We start from the raw sequence: 23,489 nt of genomic DNA on the forward strand, positions 1-23,489 counted from the left end.
TCCGTGGCCCTCCCGGGCGGCAGGGGTCACGAGCAGCCGCAGCTCTCGCGCAGCAGCACGCGCACGGGCAGGTTCACCGTCGCCGCCGGCGACGACGGGTCGGCCAGCCGGGTGCGGAGCAGCTCCACCGCCGCGCGCCCGAGCTCGACCATCGGCTGGCTCACCGTGGTGAGCCGGGGGATCGAGGCCTGCGTGGCGTCGATGCCGTCGAACCCGGTGAGGACGACGTCGCCCGGGACGTCGACGCCCGCCTCGGTGAGCACGTCGAGGAAACCGAGCGCCGTCTGGTCGTTGGAGCACACCAGCGCGCGGGGGAGCGCGTGCCCGGTGGTCCCCGTGCCGCGGCCGGTCACGTGGGCCGCGAGCATCGTGCGGGCGAGGTCCCGCGCCCCGGCCCGCGTGAAGTCGCTGCGGGCGGCCGGCTCGGCGGGCACCTCGAGCCCCGCCGCGGCGAGCGCGTCGCGGAAGCCCTGGAAGCGCTCGTGCGCGTCGGGGGAGTCGAACGGCCCGCCCACGAACGCGAGGTCGCGCAGGCCGTGGTCGGCGATCAGGTGGTCCACCAGGGCGCGGGTGCCCGCGCGGTTGTCCACCGAGATGTGGTCGTAGGCGTCGTCCTGCGGCGGGCCGGCCATCACGACGACGGGGACCCGGCGCGCGATGTGCGCCAGCAGGTCGTCGGGCACCGACTTCGACAGCACCGCCAGGCCGTCCACGCGGCCGGCGAGCTCGTTGACCGCCTGCGCGCGGCGCAGCCCGCGCGCCACGCCGATCATCACCGCGTGGCCGGTGCGCCACGCCTCCAGCTCCGCGCCGCGCATCACCTCGCCCAGGTACAGGTTGCTCCACCGCGCGGTCACCGGGCCGCCGACGTCGCGCACCACCTCGACCGCCTCGCCCACCCGCACCGGGTCGGGCAGGTCGGCGGCCTCGTCGATGCCGTCCACGTCGGGGAAGCACAGGCCCAGCACGCCCGTCGAGCGCGCGGCCAGCCCGCGTGCCGCTCCGGACGGCACGTAACCCAGCTCGCGGATCGCCTCGTGCACCACCGTGCGGGTGCGCTCGCGCACGTCGTCGGGGCGGCGCAGCACCCGCGAGACCGTCGCGATCGAGACCCCCGCGCGCTGCGCGACGTCGTACACCGTGGGGGCCTTCGCCACCGGAACTCCTTGACCGCATGCGTCGCCCGCACGGCCGTGCGAGCGGTCCCACGATAGTGACTGCGCATACATCCCGGCATCGCGGCCGGTCAGCGCCCCGCCGCGGGTGCTGTCAGGCGGCGGGGGCGGGCTCGGCGTCGACGGCGATGCGCAGCGCCGCCACCAGGTCGCGGTACAGCTCGTCCGTGGCGTGCAGCTCCTCGTGGGTGCCGCTCGCGCGCACGCGGCCGCCCTCCATGACGAGGATCCGGTCGGCGTCGAGCACCGTGGACAGCCGGTGCGCGACGGTCACGACGGCGCCGTGCCGGGTGTGCGCGCGGATCGCGTCGTGGATCGCCGCCTCGGTGAGGCCGTCCACCTGCGACGTCGCCTCGTCGAGCAGCAGCACGTCCGGCTCCTTGAGCAGCGCGCGCGCCAGGGCGATCCGCTGCCGCTGCCCGCCCGAGACGGCCGACGACACCAGGGAGGTGTCCAGGCCGTCGGGCAGGGCGTCGAGGTCGGCGGCCAGGCGCACCGCCTCGAGCACCGCGCGCACCTCGTCGTCGGTGGCGTCGGGGCGGCTGAACAGCAGGTTCTCCCGGATGGTGCCCGGCACCACCGGCGTCTCCTGCTCCACGTAGGCGAACCGGGCGCGCACCTGCGCGTGGGTCAGGTCGCGGTACGGCACGCCGTCGAGCCGCACCTCGCCGCCGGTCGGCTCGAGGAAGCGCAGCAGCAGCGAGAGCAGCGTCGTCTTGCCCGCCCCGGAGGGGCCGACGAGCGCCACGTGCCCGCGGCGCGGCACCTCGAGCGTGACGTCGTGCACCACCGGCGTGTCCTCGGCGTAGCCCGCCGTGACGCCGTCGAGCACGAGGACCGGCCTGGCCGGTCGGTCCCGGTCGTCGTCGCCGTCGTGGTGCGCGGCCCCCGCGGCGCGCGGCGCGACGGCCGGGCGCGCGGCGTCGTCCTCCTCGAGCTCCATCGTCCCGACCTCCCGGATCCGCTCCGCCGCGGCGAGGCCGGACTGGAGGGTGGTGAACGCCTGGGTGAGCTCCGAGATCGGCCCCACGATGTTGAACGCGTAGAGCAGGAAGGCCACGAGGCTGGAGACGGCGAGCAGGTCCTGCGAGACGCGCCAGGCGCCCAGCCCGAGGATCACGATGATGGCGAGCTGGATGCCGCCCCACGAGACGGTCCACGCGACCGCCTCGGTCTTGACCGCCGTCACCGCGTGCTTCCGCGCCTCCCGCGCGTCGCCGAGGATCTTCGTCCCCTGGCGCTCCTCGGCCCCGCTGGCCTTGACCGTGCGCACGGCGCGCACCGCGCCCTCGACGGCGCCGCCCAGGCGGCCCACCGCCTCCTGCGTGCGGTGCTGCGCCTTGCCGATGCCGGGCAGGAGCAGGCCCATCGCGACGGCCACGACGACGATCGCCACGACGGTGGAGCCGAGCAGCGTGAGGTCGAGCACCGCCATGAGCACGAGCGTGCCGACCAGCGAGATGAACCCGTTGACGAGGCTGACCAGGCTGTTCGACGTCGCCTCGCGCAGCAGCAGGGTGTCGGAGGTGACCCGGGTGACGAGCTCGCCGGCCGGCTTGGACGTGATGGCGCCGACCTTGGCCCGCAGGTAGCGCGTGACGATCGACGACCGGGCCTCGTAGACGACGTCCTCCGCGAGGCGGCCCAGCAGGATCCACTGGAACAGCCCCACGACGGAGCCGACGACCATGAGCGCGAGCAGCCAGGCGACCGGCCCGCCCAGCGACGCGCCGGTCGACAGGGTGTCGAGCACCCACTTGGTGACCATCGGGGTGGCGAGGCTCATCGCGGTGGCCAGCAGGCCGAGCACCAGCCCGAGCGCGAGGGTGCGGCGGTGCGGGCGCACGAAGCCGAGCAGGATGCGCAGGCGCTCGCGGCCGGACGTCTCGGGGGTCGGCGGTGCGGTGGCGGTCATGCTGTCAACCATCGTTGACGCTCCTCGGTCTCGTCAACCCTGGTTGACGGTATTGGCGGCGGTTCGCAGCGGTCGGCCGGATTCCAAAGTGGAACACGAGTGTTCCAACCCGGTCAAGCACTATTCCATTCCACGGGTGTAGCGTTCGCCGCATGACGGAGGTGCAGGACGTCGAGACGGGAGCCCGCGCGCGCACGCGCCGAGCGATCGTCGAGGCCGCGGTGACCCAGCTCGCGCGCGACCCCGGGGTGGCCCTCGGGCAGGTCGCCGACGCCGCAGGGGTCGGCCGCACCACGCTGCACCGCTACTTCCCGGAGCGCTCCGACCTGCTCGAGGCCGTCGGCGCCGAGACCGCGGCGCGGCTGGAGGAGGCCCACGACCGCGCCCGGCTCGACCAGGGCACCGCCCGCGAGGCGCTGCGCCGGCTCTGCCCCGAGTACCTGCTGCTCGGCGATCACCTCACGCTGCTGTTCACGGAGGTGGTGCCCGACGGCCCCGCCGACGGGTGCGCGGACGACGACCCGATGGTCGCGCTGGTCGAGCGCGGGCGCGCCGACGGCAGCCTCGACCCCGAGCTCAGCCCGGCGTGGGTGATCGGCACGATCTGGGCGCAGCTCTACCTGGCCTGGGAGACGCTGCGCGAGGGCCACGAGTCGCGCCACGACGTCGTGCAGCAGCTGATGCGCACGGTGGACAAGGCGCTCGCCCCCTGACGGGCCCCCGCGCGGTCAGCCGTGCAGCGCGACCTGGTCGTGCGGGGCGACGCCGTGCGAGCGGCCCGGGTACCGCAGCCCGGAGAAGTACAGGGTCGTGTGGGCGACGATGTGCTCGGCGGGGACGACGACGCCCTCCCACTCGGCGTCGGTCGTCGTGTGGGCGTCGCTCACCAGGGTGACGTCGAGATCGCGGGCGGCGGCAGCCTGCGTGGTGGTCCGGATGCAGTAGTCGGACTGCGCCCCGGCGACGACGAGGCGCGTCGCGGCGAGGTCGTGCAGCACGACGTCGAGATCCGTGCCCGCGAACGCGTCGCGGTACGCCTTGCGCACCAGGGGCTCGCCGGGGGCTCGCTCGAGGGGCGCGGCGAGCTGCCAGCCCGGGGTGCCCTCGGGCAGGTCGCCGTGGTCCTGCACCCACACCACCGGGGTGCCCGCACGGCGTGCGCGGTCCACCAGCGCGGCCGTGCGGCGCACGACGCCGTCGGCGTCGAGGCACCCGTCGAGCACCCCGACCTGCAGATCGATCACCAGCAGCACGGTCCGCCCGGTCGCGGTCGACCGGGGCGCCGGAGTCGTGTCCACCGTCGGTCAGGCGGTCGCCGCCGCGGCGGCGCGGGCGCCGGCCGGCAGGGCGTCGAGGATGCGGTTCACGGCGGCGTCGTCGTGCGCGGCGGAGACGAACCACGCCTCGAAGACCGACGGCGGCAGGTTGACGCCCGCGTCGAGCAGGGCGTGGAACAGCGCGCGGTAGCGGTACGCCTCCTGCGCCTGGGCCTGCGCGTAGTCGCGGACGCCCTCGGCGGCGGCGAACGGCCCGAAGAACGTCGAGAAGAGGGAGCCGGCGCGCTGCACCCGGTGCTCCACGCCCTCGGCGGACAGGGCGTCGCCGAGCGCGGTGGCGATCGTGTCCGCGACGGCGTCGACCCGCGCGTAGACGCCGTCGTCGGCCAGGCGCAGCGTCGTGAGGCCGGCGGCGACGGCCACCGGGTTCCCGGAGAGCGTGCCCGCCTGGTAGACGGGTCCGGTGGGGGCGAGCTGGTCCATGATCGACGCCGGGCCGCCCAGCCCCGCCACGGGCATGCCGCCGCCCACGACCTTGCCGAAGGTGATCAGGTCGGGCGTGTACCCCTCGCCGCCCTCGCGACGGATCCGGGCGTTCTCCAGCCCCCACCAGCCGGACGGGCCGACGCGGAAGCCGGTGAGCACCTCGTCCATGACGAACAGGGCGCCGTGCGCGCGCGTGACGCGGCGCAGCCCCTCGTTGAACCCCTCGGCCGGGGGCACCACGCCCATGTTGGCGGGGCTCGCCTCGGTGATGACGGCGGCGATGCGCGAGCCGTGCTGCGCGAACGCGGCCTCGACGGCGGCGAGGTCGTTGTACGGCAGCACGAGGGTCTCGGCCGCCGACGCCTCGGTGACCCCGGCGGTGCCCGGCATGGCGAGCGTCGCGACGCCCGACCCGGCCTCCGCCAGCAGCGCGTCGACGTGGCCGTGGTAGCAGCCGGCGAACTTCACGACGAGCGGGCGACCGGTGACGCCGCGCGCCAGGCGGACGGCCGTCATCGTCGCCTCGGTGCCCGTGGAGACGAGGCGGACGCGCTCCGCGACGGGCACCCGGCGGCGGATCTCCTCCGCGAGCTCCACCTCGGCCACCGTGGGCGCGCCGAACGACAGGCCGCGCGCCGCGGCGTCCTGCACGGCCGCGACGACCTCGGGGTGCGCGTGGCCCAGCAGCGCCGGCCCCCACGAGCAGACGAGGTCCACGTACTCGCGCCCCGCGACGTCCGTGACGTACGGGCCGCGCGCGCTCGCGAGGAACCGCGGGTCGCCGCCCACCGAGCCGTACGCCCGGACGGGGGAGTTCACGCCCCCGGGGATGGCGGCCTGGGCGCGCAGGAACGCGGCGTGGTTGTCGGTGGTGTGCGTGCTGGCGGTCACTTGATCCACTCCGCGATCTCGTTGGCCCAGTAGGTGAGGACGACGTCGGCGCCGGCGCGCTTGATGGCGGTCACGGACTCGAGCACGGCGGCCTTCCGGTCGATCCAGCCGTTCGCGGCGGCCGCCTCGATCATCGCGTACTCGCCCGAGACCTGGTACGCCGCGACCGGCACGTCGGACCGGTCCGCGACGGAGCGCAGCACGTCGAGCGACGTCCCGGCCGGCTTCACCATGACCATGTCCGCGCCCTCGGCGAGGTCGAGGTCCGCCTCGCGCAGGCCCTCGCGGGCGTTGGCGGCGTCCATCTGGTACGTGCGGCGGTCGCCCTGGAGGGAGCTGTCGACGGCCTCGCGGAACGGGCCGTAGAACGCGCTCGCGTACTTGGCGCTGTAGGCGAGGATGCTCACCTGGTCGAAGCCCGCGTCGTCGAGCGCGTCCCGGATGACGGCGACCTGGCCGTCCATCATCCCGGAGGGCGCCACGACCTCCGCGCCCGCCCGCGCCTGGGCGACGGCCATCGCCGCGTACCGGTCGAGGGTCGCGTCGTTGTCCACGGTGCCGTCGGCGGCGAGCACGCCGCAGTGGCCGTGGTCGGTGAACTCGTCCAGGCACGTGTCCGCCATGACGACGGGGCCCGGGCGCCCGGACGAGCCCGCTGGAGCCTCCGCCTCGACGGCGGCGACGGCCTCGCGCGCGACGCGGATGCCGCGCTGGAGGATCCCGTCGGGGTCGTCGCCGGCGGTGCCCGTCGCGTCGCGCTCGGCGGGGATGCCGAACAGCATGACGCCGCCCAGGCCCGCGCGGGCCGCGTCGGCGACGGCGTCGCGCAGCGTGGCCTCGGTGTGCTGCACCTGGCCGGGCATCGACGTGATCGGCGCGGGCTCGGCCAGGCCCTCCTTGACGAACAGCGGCAGCACGAGGTCCGCCGCGTGCAGGCGGGTCTCGGCGGCCAGGCGCCGCATCCGGGGGGTGGTGCGCAGGCGGCGCGGTCGGTACACGATGCCGGTGCCCGAGGTGCTCACGGGTGCTCCTTCGCTGAGGTGTCGGGCGCACGGTTCGTTCCCGTGGGCCGAGTGTCTGACAGTGCCGGGTCTGACGGGGCGAGCCCTGACAGCGCCCGCTCGACGGCGGCGGCGAGCGCCTCGTCGGTGGGGTGCGCCGCGACCGCGGCGACGTGCAGCCCGGCGTCGCGGGCGGCGTCGGCCGAGGGCGTGCCGATGGCGACGACGGGCGTGCCGGTGCCCGCCTGCGCGGCGATCTCGCGCGCGACGGAGCCGGACGAGACGACGACGACGTCGAAGCCGCCGGCGCGGGCGCGCTCCGCGAGGTCCGTGGGCAGCGCGTGGCGCACGGTGCGGTACGCCGTCACGACGTGCGGCGCCCAGCCGCGGTCGGCGAGCCCGTCGTCGAGGGTCGGGCGGGCGAGGTCGCCGAGCGGCAGCAGCACGGCCGGCGTCTCCGGGTCCGTGACGGCCGGGTCGGGGAACGCCGCGACCAGGCCGGCGGCGGTGGCGTCGTCCTCGGGCACGAGGTCGGTCGTGACGCCGACCGCGGTGAGGGCACGGGTCGTCGCGGGCCCGACGGCGGCCCACCGCGCGGGGGTCTCCGCGAGGCTCGTGCCGGTCCGGGCGGCGGCGTCGGCGAGCGCGTCGACGGCGTTGACGCTGGTCACGACCGCCCAGACGTAGGCGCCCCGGGCCAGGCCGCGGACGGCGTCGTCGAGCGGGGCGAGGTCGTCCGCCGGCGCGCGCTCGATCACGGGGGCCGCGACGACCTCCAGCCCCAGGTCGCGCAGCCGTGCCACGAGGCCGGCGCCGCGCTCCGGCGCGCGCGCCACGAGGACGGACCTCGCCGGGGGCGAGGTGGCGGGGGTGGCGTCCTCGGCGGTCACGCGCCCTCCGGGTCGTCGGTGCCGGTGGGGGTGTGCAGGGGCTCGACGTCGGACCGCGGCGCGACGTCGTCGTCCTCCCCGGTGCGGGGCTCGCCCGTGCCGCCCACCAGCGGCGCGAGGCGGGCCGCGCCGTCGGCGAGCAGCGACTCGGCCACGCGGACGCCCAGGGCGGTCGCGGCGTCGTCCTGCGCAGCCTGGTCGCGGGGGCCGGCGTCCGCGGCGAGGGCCGCCGACGCGCTGTGCGTGAGCTGCTCGGTCCCGTCGACGCGCGCGACGACGGCGGTGAGCTGCAGCTCGCCCGCCTCGACGCGGGCGTGCGCGCCGACCGGCGCCGCGCACCCGGCCTCGAGCCGCGCGAGCACCGCGCGCTCGGCCAGCACGGCGAGCCGGGTCGGACGGTGGTCGAGGGCGGCGAACGCGTCGGCCAGGGGGGTGCCGGGCGCCAGGTCGGCGGTGCGGGCCTCGACGGCGAGGGCGCCCTGCCCGGGGGCGGGGGCCACGACGACCGGGTCGAGCGCCTGCGAGACCACCTCGGTGCGGCCCAGCCGCGACAGGCCGGCGAGCGCGAGCACGACGGCGTCGAGGTCGGCGTCCGGGCCGAGCGCGCGGGCCAGGCGGGTCTCGACGTTGCCGCGGATGTCCACCAGCTCGACGTCGGGCCGCGCGGCCTGCACCTGCGCCGCCCGGCGCGGGGAGCCGGTGCCGACGCGGGCGCCTCGGGGCAGGGTGTCGAGCGTGAGGCCGTCGCGGGCGCACAGCGCGTCGCGCGGGTCCTCCCGCTCCGGGGTGACGATCGTGAGCTCGGCGGGCTGCGCCGTCGGCAGGTCCTTGAGCGAGTGCACGGCCACGTCGCAGCGCCCGTCGAGCAGCGCCTCCCGCAGCGCGGTGACGAACACGCCCGTGCCGCCCAGCGAGGCGAGCGAGCCCGTCTTCACGTCACCCTCCGTGCGGATGCGCACCAGCTCGACCGGCCGGCCCAGCAGCTCCTCCAGCCGGCGCGCGACCAGGCCGGACTGCGTCGTCGCGAGGGCGCTGCCGCGGGTGCCGAGGCGCAGCGGGGCGGGGGCGGTCTCGGGGGTGCTCACCGGTCCAGTGTCGCGCAGCGGCACGGCCTGTGGACAACTCCCGGGCGGCCCGGAGGCCGATCTCACACGCTTCTCCCGTCGTCCTGACGCCGGGTCATGACGATGCGTCACCACCGCCCCCGAGTTGTCAGGATGTGCGCCGGGCATACCGCGCGCTCATCCTGACAGGTCGCGGGTCAGAGGGCGGCGACGGCGGCCTGCGCGTGCGCGACGATCGCCGCGAGGCCGGTGCCGGCCACCCAGCCGCCGGTCACGGCCAGCCCCGGCGTGTGCCCGACGGCGGCGGTGAAGGCGCCGACCTGCGCGCGGTAGTCGGGGGTGGGCGGGGGGAGGGAGCCGGCCCAGCGCTGGAGCAGGTGGTCGCGGACCCGGTCGGTGAGGTCGACGCCGAGCAGCGCGGACGCGTCGCGGGCGGCCTCGTCGGCCGACGGCGGCTCGGTCGCGGTGCCGATCCGGCCGTACGACAGCCGCACCACGTGCACCCCCGGCCCGGCCACGGCGCGCACGCGGTCGGCCAGCCACGGCCACTTCGCGGTCGCGTGTGTCAGCGCCTTGGCGCGCACCTCGTCCGCCCCGGCGCCGTCGGGTGCGACGAGGAGCCCGGAGCCGCGCGGGGCGTCGTCGAGCTCGGGCGCGTCGAGCAGGAGCGTCGCGAGCCAGATGTCGGCGCCGGCCTCCGGCGTCGGCGCGGGCACGGACCCCGGCCCGACCGCGCCCGGAGCCGTCACCCACGGGGCCAGCAGCGGTGCGACCTGCGGCGTCGTCACGACCAGCCGCGGCGCGCGCACGGTGTCGCCGACGGTCGTGGTGACCTGCCAGTCCGCGCCGACCCGCTCCACGCCGTCGACCTGCTGCCCCACGCGCACGGCCGCGTGGATCGGGCCGGTCGCGTCGGTGCGCGGGGAGTCGGCGAACTCCTCGGCGCTCGCGGCGATCTCACCGGTGAGGGCCTCGACGATCGCGTGGATGCCGCCGTCGATGCCGCGCACGGCGGACCCGGCGGGCGCAGCCGCCCGCAGCTCCCCGACGGCGCGCGACAGCGACGCGGTGCGCGCGAACGCGTCGAGCAGCCCGGGTGCGACGGCGGCCACGTCGAGGCGGTCGAGCGGCGCCGAGTGCACCCCGGTGGCGACGGGCGCGACGAGCCGGTCGGCCACGCGCCGTCCGAGCCGGGACCGCACCAGCGTCCCGAGGTCGGTGGTGTCGGCGACGAACCGCGGCAGCACGCGGTCCAAGGCCGCTCGTGCGACGCCGGGCCAGCCGATCGCGCGGCGGACGTCGGGCGCCCACGGCACGGAGGGGATGCCGAGCACGCCGGCCTTCGGCAGCGGGAAGGCGTGGCCCGCGGCGTACCCCCGCGCGGACAGCGGGGCCGGGCTCACGACGTCCAGCCCGAGCTCCTCGGCCAGGTCCGTGACGGCGGTGCCGCGCGCCGCGAACGACTCGGCGCCGAGGTCGAGGCGCACGGGCAGCGAGCCGAACGCGCCGCCGCGCACGGGCCCGCCCACGCGGTCGGACGCCTCGAGCAGCACCACCTGCAGGCCGCGGTGGACGAGGGTGCGGGCCGCGACGAGCCCGCCGATCCCGCCGCCGACCACCACCGCGTCGACGTGCTCGGGCGGCCGGGCGGGCCGGCCGGAGGGCATGTCGTCGGGGGCGCCGAGCGGCGGGAGGGGCGTCACAGCGCGTGCACCAGCTCGACGACGCGCGTGAGCACGGTGGGGTCGGTGTCCGGCGGCACGCCGTGGCCGAGGTTGACCACGTGCCCGGGGGCCCCGGCGCCGCGCGCGACGACGTCGCGCACGTGCGCCTCGAGCACCGGCCACGGGGCGCCCAGCAGCGCGGGGTCGATGTTGCCCTGCACGGGGACGGCGCCGCGCGGGTGGTCGGCGAGCAGGGCGGCGGCCTCGTCCAGCGGGGTGCGGTAGTCCACGCCGACCGCGGGGTGCGTGACGCCGGCGGCGTCGAGCACGTCGCGCAGCGCCGGCAGCAGGTGCCCGGTGCCGGTGCCGAAGTGGATGGCCGGGAGGCCGCCGTCGTCGCCGGGGAGACGCAGGTCGGCGACGTGCGCCAGCGCGGCGGTCGACGACGGCGCCACGTGCGCGGTGTAGTCGGCCAGGGACAGGGAGCCCGCCCAGGAGTCGAAGAGCTGCACGGCCGAGGCGCCGGCGAGCACCTGCGTGCGCAGGAACCGGCCGGTGAGCTCGGCGGTCCAGGCGGTGAGGCGGGCCCACGTCTCCGGGTCGGCGTGCATGAGGGTGCGGGCGGCGAGGTGGTCGCGCGACGGCCGGCCCTCGACCAGGTAGGCGGCGAGCGTGAACGGCGCGCCGCCGAACCCGAGCAGCGGCACGTCCCCCAGCTCGGCCACGGTGAGGCGCACGGCCTCCGCGATGGGGGCGAGCGCGCCGTCGTCGAGCGTGCGCGACGTGAGCCGGGCGACGTCCTCGGCCGTGCGGTACGGCTGGTCCATCACGGGCCCCACCCCGGGCTTGATGTCCACGTCCACGCCCGCGAGCCGCAGCGGCACGACGATGTCGCTGAAGAAGACGGCGGCGTCCACGTGGTGGCGGCGCACGGGCTGGAGGGTGATTTCCGCGGCGAGCGGTGGCCGGAGGCAGGAGTCGAGCATCCCTACCCCCTGACGGACCTCGCGGTACTCGGGCAGGGACCTGCCGGCCTGCCGCATGAACCACACGGGGGTCACGTCCGGACGCTCGCCCCGCAGGGCACGCACCAGCGGGGCACGCGTCGTCCGGCCGTCGACCAGGGGGTGGTCGGCGGGGAGCGGGTGGGTCTCGCGACTCGGCTCGGGAGCGATCGTGGGGGATGTCACGGTTCATGATTCTGCCCCGCTTGTTCGGCCCTCTTAAAGTGGAGCCACTGTGGTACTCCTCTCCCTCACCGCCTCGCACCGCGAGCTGGACCTGGACGCGCTCGAGCGGCTGTCCACCGGGTCCGGCTCCGTCGGGCGCGTCGCCGTGGGGTCGTGCGGGCCCGTGCAGGGCGCCGTGGTGATCTCCACGTGCAACCGTTTCGAGCTCTACCTGGACGTCGACGCGCCGCTGCAGGGCGACGCCGTGCGGCACACCACGCGGCACGTCGCGGCGCTCGTCGCCGCCGGCTCCGGGGTGTCCGAGGAGGTCGCGGCGGACTCCTTCACGGTCCGGACCGGGCCGGAGGTCACCTCGCACCTGTTCACCGTGGCCGCGGGGCTGGACTCGATGGTCGTGGGGGAGCGGGAGATCGCCGGGCAGGTGAAGCGCGCCCTCTCCGAGGCCCGGACGGACGGCACCACGTCCAAGACCCTCGAGCTGCTGTTCCAGACGGCGTCGCGCACCTCGAAGCGCGTCGGCACGCGGACGGAGCTCGGCGCCGCAGGGCGGTCCGTCGTGTCGCTCGGCCTCGACCTCGCCGGGCGGGACGTCGTCCCGGGCTCCGCTGGCCGGGACGTCCCGGGCGGCCGTGCCGACCAGGACGGGTCGTGGCGGGGCGTGCGGACGGTGCTCATCGGCACGGGCTCGTACGCGGGGGCGTCGGTGGCGGCCCTGCGCGCCCGCGGCTGCGACGACGTGCGGGTGTACTCGCGCTCCGGCCGCGCCGAGGCCTTCGCGGCGGGCCACGACGTCGTGGCGGCGCCGGACCTGGTCGAGGCGCTCGCCGACGCCGACCTCGTGGTCTCGTGCTCGGGCGCGCGCGGCCGCCGGCCCTCGGGCGGCGTCGCGGACGGGCAGGCCGAGGCGTCCCTGGAGTACGTGCTCGACGCGGCCGCCGTGGTGCGCTCGCGGGAGCGGGCCGCGGCCGCCGCGGGCGACGAGCCGGAGCCGCGCCCCCTGGTGGTGCTCGACCTGGCGCTGCACCGCGACGTGGACCCGCGCGTCGCGGACGTCGAGGGCGTGCTGCTGTACGACCTCGGCACGCTCAAGGCGCACGCCCCGGCCACCGCCGCGGACGTCGTCGACCGGGCCCGCCGGATCGTGGACGACGCGGCCGCGGGCTTCGAGGAGACCCGCCTGGGCCGCGCGGCGGACGCCGCCGTCGTGGCCCTGTTCGACGCGGCGGAGGTCGAGGTCCGGCGCGAGGTCGACGCGGCGGTCGACCGCCTCACGACCGAGCTCGCGGCACGCGGCGGGACCCCCGACGAGGCCGACGTCGACGCCATCGCGCGCGACGTCCGCAGGCGGGTGCACGCCGCCCTGCACGGCGAGATCGTGGCGGTGCGCGCGGAGGCGCTGGCCCGGGCGCGGGCCGAGGAGGCCGCCGTCGTGGCGGGCGCCGAGGAGCTCGTCGAGGGCGCCGAGCGCACCGGTCGCCGCTGACGGTCCCGTTCCGACGCAGCACTGTCGCGAACCTCCCACAGAGCCCGGTTCGCCGGGTGGGGGCCCAGATCACCCTGTTTCAGCGCGCGCGTCCGGCATGTCAGCACTAGCGTGCCGAAAGCGGGCACCTGGCCGCCCCTGTCGGCCGTCGACGGTGTGGGAACCGCCTTCGAAAGGACGCGCTGAACATGGACACCTTCTGGGACTTCTTCTGGTACCTCGTCTGGATCTTCCTGTTCGTGGCCTACCTGATCGTCCTCTTCCAGATCCTCACCGACCTGTTCCGCGACCGGGACCTGTCGGGCTGGTGGAAGGCGGTGTGGGTCGTCTTCCTGATCTTCGTGCCGATGATCACCGCGCTGATCTACCTCATCGCCCGCGGCCGGGGGATGTCGGAGCGTCAGCTCGCGGCGGTGAAGGAGGCCAAGGCCGGCACCGACGCGTACATCCGGGAGGTGGCGGGCTCCCCGGCCGAGCACATCTCGTCGGCGAAGAAGCTGCTCGACGAGGGCACGATCACGCCCGAGGAGTACGAGCGCCTCAAGGCGAAGGCCCTCTCCTGACCGCCCACCGCTGACCGGCTCACGACGCCCGGCCCCGCCCCGCGGGACCGGGCGTCGTCGTGCGCGGGTCCCGGTGTCCGACCGCGCCGCTACGCTCGGCTGCCATGAGCAGCGCAGCCCCGGCCCCGGCGCCCCGCCTCGGCGTGATCGACATCGGCTCCAACACGGTGCACCTGCTCGTGCTGGACGCCCGGTACGGCGTGCGGCCCGTGCCGCACGCGGAGCGCAAGATCACCGTGCGCCTGATGCGCTATCTCGACGCCGACGGCGCGCTGTCCGACGAGGGGCGGCGGGCGATGCTGGCGGCCGTCGACGACGTCATGGAGCTCGCGCGCGAGTCGGCGGTCGACGAGCTGCTGCCGATGGCGACCTCCGCACTCCGGGACGCGGCCAACGGTGCCGCGGTGCTCGCCGAGATCGCCGGGCGGGTGGGCCGCGAGGTGGTGGTGCTCTCCGGCGAGGACGAGGCGCGGCTCACGTTCCTCGCCGCCCGCCGCTGGCACGGGTGGGCGGCCGGGCGGCTGCTGGTGCTCGACGTCGGCGGCGGCTCGCTGGAGATCGCGTCCGGCGTCGACGAGGAGCCGGACCTCGCCGCGTCCGTGCCGCTCGGCGCCGGACGGACCACGCGCGAGTACCTGCCCGACGACCCGCCCCCGCCTGAGCAGGTGCAGGCCCTGCGCGTGCACGCCCGCGCGCTGCTGGCGCCCGTCGTCGACCGGCTCGCCACCGTGCCGGCGCCCGACCACGTGGTCGCGACGTCGAAGACGTTCCGCTCGCTCGCGCGGCTGGCCGGCATGCAGGTGGAGGCCGTCGGCCCGGACGACCGGTGGCGGATGCGCCTCGTCCAGCTCGCGGACTGGGTGCCGCGCCTGGCCCGCCTCACCGCCGAGGGACGCACCGCGCTGCCGGGCGTGACGCCCGAGCGCACGTACCAGATCGTCGGCGGCGCGGTCGTGGCGGAGGAGACCATGCGCGCGCTCGGCGTCGACGAGGTCGAGATCTGCCCGTGGGCGCTGCGCGAGGGCGCCGTGCTGCAGTGGCTCGACCACCTGTAGGCGCCCGACCTGCGGGCGCCCGTCGGCAGGGCCGGGATCAGCGGGAGGGGCCCTGCACCCATGCCGCGCCGGACGCCGACACGCGGACCCCGTCGGGGCGTTCGACGACGACGAGCAGGACGGCGGCGCAGGTCGCGCAGCGCACGACACCGCCCATCGCGGACAGGTGCACGGTGGTGCGGGCGAGGACGTCGGTGTGCCCGCAGCTCGCGCAGCGCACGACGGCGCGCGTGGTCTCGAAGGCGTAGACCTCGCTCAGCGCGCCGGCCAGGGCCGACCCGTCGAGGGCGGGCCCGCCGGGGAGGGTCGGCTCGGGGGACGACATCAGGCACCTCCGAAACGCTCGGTGCGGACCCGGTCGGGCGGGTGCCCGAGGCCGGTGAGCAGGCCGGCCGCCGCCTCCACGAAGCCGGTGGGGCCGCAGACGAACACGGAGGTGCCGTCGGCGGGTCCGAAGCCCGGGGCGACGAGGTCGTCGGTCGTGATCCGGCGCGGCGGCGCCGGCCAGCCCGGCGGGGCCTCGCGGGTGAAGACCCAGCGCACGTCGAACCCCCGGTCGGGGGTGTCGACCTCCCCGCGCTCGATCGCGTCGGCGGGCGTGCGCACCGAGCACACGAGGCGGAACGGCGCCCGGCGCCCGGTGCTGCGCCGGGCGCGCAGCATCGCGAGGAACGGCACGACGCCGGAGCCGCCGGCCACGAGCAGCACCGGGGCGGTGTCGGCGTCGTGCCACACGAAGTACCCGCCGAGCGGGCCGCGCACCTCGAGCTGGTCTCCCGGCCGGGCGTCGCGGACGAGGTAGGGCGACACCTCGCCGTCGGGCACCTCGTCCACCACGAGGTCGACCCGCTCGTCGTGCCCCGTCTCGGCGAGGGAGTAGGCGCGGGTGGCCTGGTAGCCGTCGGGGGCGGTGAGCCGCAGGTCGACGTGCTGGCCGGGCAGCGCGCCGACGAACCCCGGCACCGACAGGGTCAGGGCGCGGGCCGTGCGCGTCAGCGGTCGTGCGCCGACGACCGTCGCGACGTGCCAGCTCACGCGTACCGCTGCTCGAGCCAGGGGTCGCCGTAGGCGTGGTAGCCGTTCTGCTCCCAGAAGCCCAGGTCGTCGTCGTCCATGAGGTCGAGGCCGCGCAGCCACTTGGCGCTCTTCCAGAAGTACAGGTGCGGCACCAGGAGCCGGGCCGGCCCGCCGTGCACCGGCTCCAGCGGCTCGCCCTCGAACTCGAACGCCACCCATGCCTGCCCGTCGAGCAGGTCCTGGAGCGGCACGTTCGTCGTGTACCCGCCGTACGAGCGCGCCATGACGAACTCCGCGCTGGTCTCGACGTCGGCCAGCAGGGTGTCCAGGGAGACGCCGCGCCAGGTGGTGCCGAGCTTGGTCCAGTGCGTGACGCAGTGGATGTCGGTCACGACGTCCTCGGCCGGCAGCGCCATCAGCTGCTCCCACGTCCACGAGACGCCCTCGCCCGTCTCGGTGCGGACGGTGAGCTCCCAGCGGGACTCGTCCACGTTCGGGGTCGGCCCCGCCGACAGCACGGGGAAGTCGTCCGTGACGAACTGCCCCGGCGGGACCTGGTGCTCGGGCTCGGGGCGCCGGCCCCCGAAGCCCCGCGTGACGATGCCCATCGACGTCCCCTCTCGCGGGTGCCCGGCCCTGCGGTGTCGGTCGGCCGGTGCTGGTCCGATCAGACCAGAGGCGCGGCCGTCTCGCACGTGCCGCGGGCGAGGATCATCCGCGCGCGGGTCCTGTCGACCACGCGGCGTGGTCGGCGCCCCACGGGCGCGCCGGCGCCGGGTGGTCGTCGTGGCCGGGCAGCGCGGGGCGGGCGGTCGTGACGCGCGGGCGGCGGCCGTGGCTCACGACCGACTCCGGGCCGGGCTCGGCGGCCGGCGGGGACCCGGGGGCCCGGGGGTCGGCGTCGAGCAGCCACGCGGCGGTGCGTGCGAGCGCCGCCGCGACGTCGCGGCCGCGCCCGTCGGCGCCGCGGGCGGCGAGCGCGTCCACGATGCCGGCGGCGAGCAGGTAGCCCGTCGCGTGGTCCAGCGCCTGCGCGGGCAGCGCGCCGGGAGCGACGCCGTCCGCGGACTCGAGCAGCGCGACGCCCGACGCCGCCTGCACGATCGAGTCGAAGCCGCGCCGGTGCGCCCACGGCCCGGCGTCGCCCCAGGCGGACACGTGCGCGACGACGGCCCCGGGCGGTGGCACGAGCCCGAACCGGTCGAGCGCGCCGGGACGGTAGCCGGTGACGAGCACGTCGGCGTCGTCGAGCAGCGCCTGCGCGCGCTCGCGGTCGCCGGGGTCGCGCAGGTCGAGCAGGGTGGTGCGCTTGCCCTGCCCGACGTCGAGGTGCTGGTGGCGGATCTCGGCGGGCACGGGCGGGTCGACGCGCAGCACGTCGGCACCGAGCGCGGCCAGCGCCCGGGTGGCGACGGGGCCGGCGATGACCCGGGTGAGGTCGAGCCCGCGCACGCCCGCGAGCGGCGCGGCCCCGCCCGGGAGGACGGCGGGTCGTGCGACGACGTCGTCGCGCGCCTCCGTCCGCACCAGGGGCCCTCGCCCCGCGGCCCGGCCGGGCGCGGACGCGCGCCACTCCGGCTCGGCGCGCACGCGGACGACGATCGCGCCCGTGGCGGCGGCATCGTCCTCCAGCGCCGCGGCGGAGGCGTCCGCGACCCGGGCCGCGAGGGCGTCGCGGCCTGTGCCGTCGGGCATGCCGAGCAGGTGCAGCAGCCGGGCCCGGTGGTGCGGGTAGTTGGCGTGCGTGCGCACCCAGCCGTCGCGGGTGCGGAAGAAGCCGGACAGCGGCGCGAACCCCGGGACGGGTCGCCCGTCGAGCCGCAGCACCCGGTCGGAACCGAACGACGCCGCGACCCGGGCCGGCGCCGGCCCCCGCTCCACCAGCGGGCCCGTCGCGCCCGCGCGTCGGGCGGCCGAGGCGAGGGCCGCGACCGACCCCAGCGCCAGGTCCAGGGCGGGCAGCGTGGCGGCGAGCCAGGCGTCCCGCGCGCCGTCGAGCGGCGGGACGTCGTCGTCGGGCGGGGCGCCGTCGCCGAGGCCCGCCCGGTAGTCCGCCACGAGGCGGCGCCACGGCTCCATCCCGTCACCGTACCCACGCCCGGCGAGGGCGGAGGGGGTGGCCGGGCCGATAGGATCGCGGGCATGGCCAAGAGCTCTGCGACCGCCCCTGTCCTGCGTCCGTTCGAGGGTCTTCCCGGGGAGGCCGACTGGGTCGCGCTGCGCGAGGTCGTGCCGTCCGCCACGGCCACGGCGCGCACGACCGCCGACCACGGCGGGAGCGACGTCACCGTCACGACCGTCCTGCCCGGCGGCTGGTGCGCGCTGCACCGCGAGGACGGCACGGTGCTGCTCGCGCTGCAGGGCCTGGGCGCGTCCGACGACCTCAGCCGCGACCTGGCCGCCGCGCTCCTCGCGGCGCTCGCCGCCGAGCCCGGCTCGGGCGTGCTGCCCGAGGACCTGCCGGCCCCGGCGGACGACGACCCGCGCCTCCAGGACGTGCTCGACCTCGACGTCCCGTTCGAGGTGACCGTGCACGACGGCTACGACTACTGGATCGACGCCGGCACGCAGATGACGGACGAGATCCGCGAGTCCCTCGACGAGGCGGCGGAGTCGTCCATCCCCACCGTGAAGCTGGCCTCGGTCCCCGCGGCGTACTGGTGCCGGATGTCGCGCGAGTTCCTGCGCTGGGCGCGCACGGAGGACGAGGACGCCGTCGTCGACGCGATCGCGCGGCTGCACGCGCGCCGCGAGTCGGGTCTCGTGGGCGGCAAGTTCCTCGGGATGTTCCGCGCCTGCGGGCTCGTGGTGCCGGTCTGGGAGCTGCCGCGCGGCACCGAGGCGGCGGAGCTGGAGGAGCCGGTGGCGGAGCTCGCGGGCAGGCTCGAGGAGGCGCTCGCGGTCACCGAGCCGCTGGACGCGAACGAGCGACGGGCCCGGGCCGGTATCGTCTCCCGACAGGTGACGTTGCGCTGACGCGGCGCCGCCCGGCGGCCTCGGTCGTCGGCGGTACCCCGCATCGTCGCGGGCTCCGCACGATCTTCACGGACCGTCCCGGTCGACACCGTTTCTTGACCCTAGGTCGGGCGTTCCGGGGGAGTACAGTTTCTCAGGAAAAGATTGCTCTTCTGATCCCCGGTGATTCCCCCAAGGGGGCACCGCACAGCACGCCGGCGGACCGCCGGCCGACACGGGCGAGAACCCAACAGGCAGGGAGTCGTGAACACGGACCACGGGGCGACCCGCACGGGCGCTGAGGTGTCCACCAGCCAGGACGAGGCCGGCGAGCGGAACTCCGTCGCCGGCGGAGACGGCAGCGTCGCGACGACGCGCGTGGGCGCGCTGCCGGTCGCCAAGACCCCGCGGCCGCCGGCCGCGCAGGGGCGGCGCAACCCGCAGCGCGTCGCGGTGATCATCCCCGCGAAGGACGAGGCGGCGCGCATCGCGGCGACCGTGCGCTCGGCCCGCGCGATCCCGCACGTCGACCTCGTGCTCGTGGTCGACGACGGCTCGACCGACGACACGCAGCACGTCGCGCGCGACGCGGGCGCCGTCGTCGTCCGGCACTCGCACAACCGTGGCAAGGCGGCCGCGATGGAGACCGGCGCGGCGGTGGTCGCGATGCGCGACGCCGACGGCCGCGCCCCGCGGCTCCTGCTGTTCGTGGACGGGGACCTCGGCGACACCGCCGTCAACACGGCGCCCCTCGTCGCCCCGGTGCGCGAGGGCGTTGCCGACCTCGCGATCGCGCTGCTGCCGAAGCAGACCGGGGCGGGCGGCCGCGGCATCGTCGTCGGCACGGCGCGGCGCGCCATCCAGCACCTCACCGGGTGGAGCCCCAGCCAGCCGCTGTCCGGCATGCGCTGCCTCACCCGCGAGGCGTTCGAGGCGGCGACGCCGCTGGCGCACGGGTGGGGCGTCGAGACGGGCATGACGATCGACCTCCTGCGGCAGGGGTACGTGGCCGTCGAGGTGCCGTGCGATCTCAAGCACCGCGCGTCGTCGAACGACCTCAAGGGCCAGCTGCACCGGGCCGGGCAGTACCGGGACGTGGTGCTCGCGGTCAACGCGCGCCGCGTGCGCGGGGCGGTGGACGCGGTGCGCGGCATCGGGCGCTCGCACGAGAGCGCGCAGTCCTGACCGGGGCTCTCGGGTGCCGATCTGGTGCCTGAGCAGCGCCGACACCTCGCGTCGACAATGTCGCCGGGGCGTGGCTAGGCTCGCAGCGCCGGGACGAATGCGTCCCGTCCCGCCCCGACGGAGGCCAGATGCCCACCACCCCTGACACCGGAACTCCCGGCCCGCTGCGCGGGTCCGACGTCCTGGAGGTGCTCGACGCGCTGGTGACGCACGGCCCCGCCGACGAGGCCTCCGCGGCCGAGGCGACGGGCCTGCCGCGCCCGACCGTCGCGGCCGCGCTCGCAGCGCTCCGGGCGAGCGGCGCGGCTGCCGCCGACGACACCGAGGGCGGGTTCCGGGTGGACCCGGACGCCGCGTTCGGGCTGGGGGTGGACGTCGCCCGCGACCGGGTGCGGGTGGCCCTGGTGGACGCGACCGGCGCCGTCCGGGCGCGGGCGGAGCGGCGGGACGTGCAGCGCACCCCCGTGGCACGGGCGCGGGCCGCGGCGGTGCTGGCGAACTCCTGCCGGGAGGACGTCGAGGCGCGGCTCGAGCCGGGCCGCCGCGTCGAGGTGAGCCGCGCGGTCGTGGCGTTCCCCGCCGTCGTGGGCGCCGACTGGACCACGGTGCTGCACGTGCCCGGGTACGAGAAGGGCGGCACGGCCCTGCACGACGCCCTGGTGGACGCCCTGGGCTGCCCCGTGACGCTGGACAACGACGTGAACCTGGCCGCCGTGGCGGAGCAGCACCGGGGGGCCGGGCGCGGGCGCTCGTCGTTCGTGACGGTCTCGTTCGGCGAGGGCTTCGGGGCGGGCATCGTGCTCGACGGCCGGGTGCACCGGGGCGCCGCGGGCATCGCGGGCGAGGTGGCCTTCCTGCCGCAGCCGGGGCACGCCCTCGGCGAGCAGGTGCTGGGCGACGCCGCGATCGCCGCGCTGGCGAAGGACCACGACCTGCCGGAGGACATCACCGTCCGTGAGCTGCTCGACCGTGCGGAGCACGGCGACGGCGTGGCCGACGAGGTCGTCGCGGAGCTGGCGCGCCGGGTCGCGGTCATCGTCGCGTCGCTGGCGATCGTGCTCGACCCGGAGGCCTTCGTCCTGGCCGACCAGGCCGCGCGCCCCGCGATCCACGAGCGGGTCGCCACCTACCTCCGCGACCGCATCAGCGTCCTGCCCGTGCACGTCGACGCCTCGCCGCTCGGGGCGGACGGCGCCGTGCTGGGTGCTGCGTGGGCGGCCGGCGAGGCGCTGCGCGCCCGCGTGGCCGACGCCGCGGCGTCGGCCGTCGACGGGGTCGCCCGGTGAGCGCGGCCGACGCGCCGCCGTCCGACCTCGTCGCCCGGCTCGGGCTCGCCCCCGATGCCCGCGCGATCATCCTCAACGCGGACGACCTGGGCATGTGCCGCGCCGCCAACCGCGCGATCCTGCCGCTGCTCGGCGACGGGTTCCTGGACTCGGCGACGGTGATGGTGCCGTGCCCGTGGGCGCCGGACGCCCTCGCGGCGGCCGCGGCCGACCCCGGGCTGGACGTGGGCGTGCACCTGGTCCTCACCAGCGAGTGGACCCGCTACCGGTGGCGCCCGCTCACCGGCACGGGCACGTCGCTGGTGGACGACGCGGGCTACTTCCCGTCGGCGGTCGACGTCGTCGAGCGGCAGGCGCGCGACGAGGACGTCGCGGCGGAGCTCGCGGCGCAGCTCGACGCGGCCCTCGACGCGGGGGTCGACGTCAGCCACCTGGACAACCACATGGGCTCGGTCTACGGGCTGGCCACCGGGCGCTCGTTCCTGCCGCAGGTCCTCGGGCTCGCGGCGACGCGCGGCCTGCCGTTCCGGCTGCCGCGCTCGCTGGACGGCCTCGGGGCGATGGGCGCCGACCCCGACGCGCCGGGGTCGCAGGCGATCCTCGACACCGCGACCGCGGCTGCCGACGCGGCGGGCGTCGTCATCCTCGACCGGCTGTGGACGCACCCGTTCGAGCTGGCGGGGGAGGGCACCTCCGACGCGGAGGGGTACGAGGCCGTGAAGGCGGGCTTCCTCGACCTGCTGCGCGGCGTGCACCCGGGCGTCACGGAGATCTTCCTGCACCCGATGCTGCACGACGACGAGCTGCGCGACGCCGTCGACTACGCGGCACCCAAGCGCGGCTACGAGGAGCGGCTGCTGCGCGACCCGGACGTGGCCGCCGTGATCGCCGCGGAGGGCGTGGTCCGCATCGGCTGGCGCGACCTGCGTGCCGTGCAGCGGGGCGAGCGGTGAGCGGCACCGAGGCCAGGACGGGCGGGCTCGCCCGGCTGCGCGACCGGCGCCTCGAGGGGGCGCCGACCCGGGCGCAGGCCGTGGCCTACGGGGCGTCGGCCTTCCCGGCGAACCTCATGCTGCAGACGTTCTCCGCGTTCGTCGTCTTCTTCTACGTCGACCACCTGGGCGTGCCCGCCGGCTGGGTCGCGGGCGCGATGGTGGCGCACGGCGTCCTCAACGCCGTCCTCAACCCGGTGGTGGGCGCGGCCTCCGACCGTCGCCGCACGCGCTGGGGCCGGCGGGTGCCGTGGATCGTGCTGGGCATCGTGCCGCTCGTCGTATCGTTCGCGCTGGTGTGGGCCCCGCCGTCCCTGCCGCCGGCGGGGCTGGTCGTGTGGTTCCTGCTCGTCGTCGCGGTGTTCGACGTCGCGTACGTGGCGGTCGTGCTCAACGTGTCTGCGCTGTTCCCGGAGATCTTCCGCACGACGGCGGAGCGGGCGCGCGGCAACAGCCCGCGGCAGCTCTTCGCGCTGGTCGGGATGATCCTCGGCACGGCGGGCGCGCCGCTGCTGTACGACGCGATCGGCTGGGCCGGGATGGGCGTGGCGCTCGCCGTGGTGTGCGCCGGGTTCTTCGCCTGGTCGCTGCTGGGGATGGTGGAGCGCGACGCCGACGACGCGGTCCGGGCCCGGGAGTCCGCCGTCGGGCTGCGCGACCAGCTGCGGTACACGTTCGCCAACCGCGCGTTCGTCACGTACGTGCTCGGGTCGCTGCTGCTGCAGAGCACCACGGCGGTGCTGCTGGCCGGGATCCCGTTCTACGTGAAGTACACCGTGGGCGGCACGGACGCCGACGCGACGCTGCTGCTGGCGCCGATCTTCGTGGCCGCCATCCCCGCGATCTGGGGCTGGTCGTGGGTGGTGCGGCGGCTCGGGCCGCGCACCACGATGCTCGCCGTCGTCGCCGTCTACGGGCTCGCGACCTGCCTGTACCTGCTGCCCACGACCGTGCTCGGCGCGGCGGCGGCGGGGCTCGCCGTGGGTCTCGGCGTCGCCGGCCTGATGCAGGTGCTGGAGGTGGCCCTCGGCCAGGTGATCGACGACGACGAGCGCCGCACCGGGCTGCGCCGCGAGGGCATGTACTTCGGTGCCAACGGTTTCGTGGTGCGCGGGTCCGTCGTGGTGCAGGCGGTCGTCGTGGCCGGCGTGCTGGCCGCGAGCGGGTACGCCGAGGGCGCGGCGACGCAGGCACCGCAGGTGGCCACCGGCATCCGCCTCCTCATCGGTGGGGTGCCGGTGGTCCTGGCCGTCCTCGCCTTCGTCTGCTTCTGGCTCTATCCCCTGCGGACGCGGGGTGCCGAACAGGGAGGTTGACGGGCCCTTCGGCTTGCCTCCCGCTTTCTACAGGCGTGTCCTCTCCTTTCCGGACCGGGGTGTCGCCTACCCCGCGCTCGATGC

At 76.5% G+C, this 23,489-nt stretch carries 22 protein-coding genes; 9 read left to right on the forward strand and 13 right to left on the reverse strand.

Going from position 1 to position 23,489, the window contains the following annotated elements:
- Positions 1-26: 26 nt before the first annotated feature.
- A complete protein-coding gene (locus tag ACFVS0_RS15395; RefSeq protein ID WP_430588438.1) occupies positions 27-1,157 on the reverse strand; it encodes a LacI family DNA-binding transcriptional regulator in 1,131 nt (376 codons plus the stop codon).
- A gap of 112 nt (positions 1,158-1,269) precedes the next feature.
- Complete coding sequence (locus tag ACFVS0_RS15400; RefSeq protein ID WP_430584220.1) at positions 1,270-3,090, reverse strand: ABC transporter ATP-binding protein; 1,821 nt, start codon at positions 3,088-3,090, stop codon at positions 1,270-1,272.
- Positions 3,091-3,242: 152 nt separating this feature from the next.
- On the opposite strand from ACFVS0_RS15400, the gene ACFVS0_RS15405 reads away from it, so the two are divergent.
- Positions 3,243-3,803: a TetR/AcrR family transcriptional regulator gene (locus tag ACFVS0_RS15405; protein ID WP_430552340.1), complete on the forward strand. Its 561-nt coding sequence runs from the start codon at positions 3,243-3,245 to the stop codon at positions 3,801-3,803.
- Positions 3,804-3,818: 15 nt separating this feature from the next.
- On the opposite strand, the gene ACFVS0_RS15410 is transcribed toward ACFVS0_RS15405, so the two are convergent.
- The 7 genes from ACFVS0_RS15410 to hemE form a co-directional block, all read right to left on the reverse strand.
- Positions 3,819-4,334 carry an isochorismatase family protein gene (locus tag ACFVS0_RS15410; RefSeq protein ID WP_430588439.1) on the reverse strand — a complete coding sequence of 172 codons (516 nt, stop codon included), beginning with the start codon at positions 4,332-4,334 and terminating at the stop codon, positions 3,819-3,821.
- Between the two features lie 60 nt (positions 4,335-4,394).
- A complete protein-coding gene (hemL, locus tag ACFVS0_RS15415) occupies positions 4,395-5,753 on the reverse strand; it encodes a glutamate-1-semialdehyde 2,1-aminomutase (RefSeq protein ID WP_430584218.1) in 1,359 nt (452 codons plus the stop codon).
- Positions 5,741-6,706: a porphobilinogen synthase gene (hemB, locus tag ACFVS0_RS15420; protein ID WP_430588456.1), complete on the reverse strand. Its 966-nt coding sequence runs from the start codon at positions 6,704-6,706 to the stop codon at positions 5,741-5,743. Before hemB ends, hemL begins: the two co-directional genes overlap by 13 nt.
- 56 nt (positions 6,707-6,762) lie before the next feature.
- On the reverse strand, positions 6,763-7,635 hold the full coding sequence (locus ACFVS0_RS15425) for a uroporphyrinogen-III synthase (RefSeq protein ID WP_430588440.1): 873 nt from the start codon (positions 7,633-7,635) through the stop codon (positions 6,763-6,765).
- Positions 7,632-8,720, reverse strand: coding sequence for a hydroxymethylbilane synthase (gene hemC, locus ACFVS0_RS15430; RefSeq protein WP_430563260.1), 1,089 nt, complete (start codon positions 8,718-8,720; stop codon positions 7,632-7,634). Before hemC ends, ACFVS0_RS15425 begins: the two co-directional genes overlap by 4 nt.
- A gap of 176 nt (positions 8,721-8,896) precedes the next feature.
- The gene (locus ACFVS0_RS15435; RefSeq protein ID WP_430588441.1) at positions 8,897-10,402 is read right to left on the reverse strand and encodes a protoporphyrinogen/coproporphyrinogen oxidase; all 1,506 of its coding nucleotides are present in this window, start codon (positions 10,400-10,402) and stop codon (positions 8,897-8,899) included.
- Positions 10,399-11,553, reverse strand: coding sequence for a uroporphyrinogen decarboxylase (gene hemE / locus ACFVS0_RS15440; RefSeq protein ID WP_430588442.1), 1,155 nt, complete (start codon positions 11,551-11,553; stop codon positions 10,399-10,401). The genes ACFVS0_RS15435 and hemE overlap by 4 nt, the downstream gene beginning before the upstream one ends.
- A 49-nt stretch (positions 11,554-11,602) precedes the next feature.
- Here hemE and ACFVS0_RS15445 point away from each other — a divergent pair, with 49 nt between their 5' ends.
- The 3 genes from ACFVS0_RS15445 (at position 11,603) to ACFVS0_RS15455 (ending at position 14,654) form a co-directional block, all read left to right on the forward strand.
- Positions 11,603-13,036 carry a glutamyl-tRNA reductase gene (locus ACFVS0_RS15445; RefSeq protein WP_430588443.1) on the forward strand — a complete coding sequence of 478 codons (1,434 nt, stop codon included), beginning with the start codon at positions 11,603-11,605 and terminating at the stop codon, positions 13,034-13,036.
- Between the two features lie 188 nt (positions 13,037-13,224).
- The gene (locus tag ACFVS0_RS15450) at positions 13,225-13,599 is read left to right on the forward strand and encodes an SHOCT domain-containing protein (RefSeq protein WP_430552332.1); all 375 of its coding nucleotides are present in this window, start codon (positions 13,225-13,227) and stop codon (positions 13,597-13,599) included.
- Positions 13,600-13,703: 104 nt separating this feature from the next.
- On the forward strand, positions 13,704-14,654 hold the full coding sequence (locus tag ACFVS0_RS15455) for a Ppx/GppA phosphatase family protein (RefSeq protein WP_430552331.1): 951 nt from the start codon (positions 13,704-13,706) through the stop codon (positions 14,652-14,654).
- A 37-nt stretch (positions 14,655-14,691) separates the two neighbouring features.
- On the opposite strand, the gene ACFVS0_RS15460 is transcribed toward ACFVS0_RS15455, so the two are convergent.
- The 4 genes from ACFVS0_RS15460 to ACFVS0_RS15475 all read right to left on the reverse strand — a co-directional run bounded on the left by ACFVS0_RS15460 (position 14,692) and on the right by ACFVS0_RS15475 (position 17,750).
- On the reverse strand, positions 14,692-14,979 hold the full coding sequence (locus tag ACFVS0_RS15460) for a DUF6510 family protein (RefSeq protein WP_430584213.1): 288 nt from the start codon (positions 14,977-14,979) through the stop codon (positions 14,692-14,694).
- Positions 14,979-15,689, reverse strand: a complete 711-nt coding sequence (locus tag ACFVS0_RS15465; protein WP_430563264.1) for an FAD-binding oxidoreductase — start codon at positions 15,687-15,689, stop codon at positions 14,979-14,981. The genes ACFVS0_RS15460 and ACFVS0_RS15465 overlap by 1 nt, the downstream gene beginning before the upstream one ends.
- Positions 15,686-16,279, reverse strand: a complete 594-nt coding sequence (locus tag ACFVS0_RS15470) for a molybdopterin-dependent oxidoreductase (RefSeq protein WP_430552328.1) — start codon at positions 16,277-16,279, stop codon at positions 15,686-15,688. The genes ACFVS0_RS15465 and ACFVS0_RS15470 overlap by 4 nt, the downstream gene beginning before the upstream one ends.
- A gap of 103 nt (positions 16,280-16,382) precedes the next feature.
- Positions 16,383-17,750, reverse strand: coding sequence for a CoA transferase (locus ACFVS0_RS15475; protein ID WP_430588444.1), 1,368 nt, complete (start codon positions 17,748-17,750; stop codon positions 16,383-16,385).
- A gap of 63 nt (positions 17,751-17,813) precedes the next feature.
- Between ACFVS0_RS15475 and ACFVS0_RS15480 the strand changes: the two genes are divergently transcribed.
- The 5 genes from ACFVS0_RS15480 to ACFVS0_RS15500 all read left to right on the forward strand — a co-directional run bounded on the left by ACFVS0_RS15480 (position 17,814) and on the right by ACFVS0_RS15500 (position 23,405).
- Positions 17,814-18,647, forward strand: a complete 834-nt coding sequence (locus tag ACFVS0_RS15480; RefSeq protein WP_430588445.1) for a DUF5926 family protein — start codon at positions 17,814-17,816, stop codon at positions 18,645-18,647.
- 243 nt (positions 18,648-18,890) lie between these two features.
- Positions 18,891-19,811, forward strand: coding sequence for a glycosyltransferase family 2 protein (locus tag ACFVS0_RS15485; protein WP_430552325.1), 921 nt, complete (start codon positions 18,891-18,893; stop codon positions 19,809-19,811).
- Positions 19,812-19,939: 128 nt separating this feature from the next.
- Positions 19,940-21,097: an ROK family protein gene (locus tag ACFVS0_RS15490; RefSeq protein WP_430563267.1), complete on the forward strand. Its 1,158-nt coding sequence runs from the start codon at positions 19,940-19,942 to the stop codon at positions 21,095-21,097.
- Positions 21,094-22,050: a ChbG/HpnK family deacetylase gene (locus ACFVS0_RS15495; protein WP_430552323.1), complete on the forward strand. Its 957-nt coding sequence runs from the start codon at positions 21,094-21,096 to the stop codon at positions 22,048-22,050. Before ACFVS0_RS15490 ends, ACFVS0_RS15495 begins: the two co-directional genes overlap by 4 nt.
- Complete coding sequence (locus ACFVS0_RS15500; protein ID WP_430588446.1) at positions 22,047-23,405, forward strand: MFS transporter; 1,359 nt, start codon at positions 22,047-22,049, stop codon at positions 23,403-23,405. Before ACFVS0_RS15495 ends, ACFVS0_RS15500 begins: the two co-directional genes overlap by 4 nt.
- The last annotated feature ends 84 nt before the right edge of the window (positions 23,406-23,489 follow it).

This window comes from Isoptericola sp. NPDC058082, from assembly GCF_042885055.1.
GTDB lineage: Bacteria > Actinomycetota > Actinomycetes > Actinomycetales > Cellulomonadaceae > Isoptericola.

Excerpts from the sequence above, each read along its gene's own strand:
- ACFVS0_RS15475 (WP_430588444.1), bottom strand. The coding sequence starts at position 17,750 with ATGGAGCCGTGGCGCCGCCTCGTGGCGGACTACCGGGCGGGCCTCGGC.
- hemB (WP_430588456.1), bottom strand. The coding sequence starts at position 6,706 with ATGCGGCGCCTGGCCGCCGAGACCCGCCTGCACGCGGCGGACCTCGTG.
- ACFVS0_RS15480 (WP_430588445.1), top strand. The coding sequence starts at position 17,814 with ATGGCCAAGAGCTCTGCGACCGCCCCTGTCCTGCGTCCGTTCGAGGGT.
- ACFVS0_RS15470 (WP_430552328.1), bottom strand. The coding sequence starts at position 16,279 with ATGGGCATCGTCACGCGGGGCTTCGGGGGCCGGCGCCCCGAGCCCGAG.
- ACFVS0_RS15490 (WP_430563267.1), top strand. The coding sequence starts at position 19,940 with ATGCCCACCACCCCTGACACCGGAACTCCCGGCCCGCTGCGCGGGTCC.
- ACFVS0_RS15400 (WP_430584220.1), bottom strand. The coding sequence starts at position 3,090 with ATGACCGCCACCGCACCGCCGACCCCCGAGACGTCCGGCCGCGAGCGC.
- ACFVS0_RS15455 (WP_430552331.1), top strand. The coding sequence starts at position 13,704 with ATGAGCAGCGCAGCCCCGGCCCCGGCGCCCCGCCTCGGCGTGATCGAC.
- ACFVS0_RS15405 (WP_430552340.1), top strand. The coding sequence starts at position 3,243 with ATGACGGAGGTGCAGGACGTCGAGACGGGAGCCCGCGCGCGCACGCGC.
- ACFVS0_RS15460 (WP_430584213.1), bottom strand. The coding sequence starts at position 14,979 with ATGTCGTCCCCCGAGCCGACCCTCCCCGGCGGGCCCGCCCTCGACGGG.
- ACFVS0_RS15450 (WP_430552332.1), top strand. The coding sequence starts at position 13,225 with ATGGACACCTTCTGGGACTTCTTCTGGTACCTCGTCTGGATCTTCCTG.